This is a genomic window from Bradyrhizobium retamae (assembly GCF_001440415.1).
In the GTDB taxonomy this organism is placed as follows: Bacteria; Pseudomonadota; Alphaproteobacteria; order Rhizobiales; family Xanthobacteraceae; genus Bradyrhizobium; species Bradyrhizobium retamae.
Genome location: NZ_LLYA01000144.1, coordinates 1 through 1,092 on the forward strand (window position 1 = coordinate 1; position 1,092 = coordinate 1,092).

General features: G+C 55.6%; 1 protein-coding gene. It reads left to right on the plus strand.

Annotated features, from left to right (window positions below; translation table 11 throughout):
- Nucleotides 1–1,014 (plus strand): group II intron reverse transcriptase/maturase (ltrA, locus tag CQ13_RS16625; RefSeq protein ID WP_057843938.1); only part of this gene is annotated, 1,014 nt, incomplete at its 5' end.
- Nucleotides 1,015–1,092 lie beyond the last annotated feature (78 nt).

A 1,092-nucleotide genomic window follows, 5' to 3' on the forward strand; every position in this document is an offset into this window, starting at 1 on the left:
CCCTCTATAGCTGACCGCGTGGCTCAGACGGTTGCAAAGATGGTTATGGAGCCGACGATGGAACGAATATTCCATCCCGACTCCTACGGCTATCGGCCCGGCCGTTCGGCGCTTGACGCAGTGGGGACAGCGCGAAAGCGTTGCTGGAAATTCGACTGGGTTATCGACCTTGATATCAAGTCGTTCTTCGACTCGATCCCTTGGCACCTGATCGAAAAGGCCGTCGCCCACCATACGGAACTGAGCTGGATTCGTCTCTACGTAAAGCGGTGGCTGCAAGCTCCCGTGGAGAAAGAAGACGGAATCCTTGTGGAGAGAACACGCGGAACCCCTCAGGGTTCAGTGGTTTCACCGCTGCTCGCAAATTTGGTTCTGCACTATGCATTCGATCACTGGATGCAGCGGACCTTCCCTTGTTTGTGTTTCGAAAGATACGCTGACGATGCGATAGTCCATTGCAGAACTGAAAGCGAGGCTCGAACCGTGATGGAGGCGATCCGGACACGTCTTGCGGAATGCGGTCTGGAGCTCCACCCGGAGAAAACCCGGATCGTCTACTGCAAGGATAATAAACGGAGAAAGGAATGCGAACACATCTCGTTCGACTTCCTTGGCTACACCTTCCAGCCGCGCAGCGCTCGCGATCGAAAGGGCGAGAAGTTCCTCAACTTCCTCCCGGCAATCAGCAACAAGGCTGCCAAAGGAATCCGACAAACCATTCGCTCATGGCGACTGGGTTCAACGCGAAACCACTGGAGTCTTGAAGAACTCGCCAAGCTGATTGATCCTGTCGTGCAAGGATGGCTGAACTATTACGGACGGTTTTACCGGACGGAATGTGTCAACGTCCTTCGTCACGTTAACGACGCGCTCGCCCGTTGGACGAGGCGGAAATACAAGCGGTTGAAAGGCCGGAAAGTCGCCTCAGTATATTGGTTGGGACGGCTCGCACAGCGCGATCCGAACCTACTCTATTTGTGGCGAGTCGGCATTCGACCTGCGGCCGGAAGATAGAAGCCGGATGAATCGAGAGGTTCACGTCCGGTTTCGTGAGAGCCTCGGGGTGCAATTCCCCGGGGCTACTCGACCGAC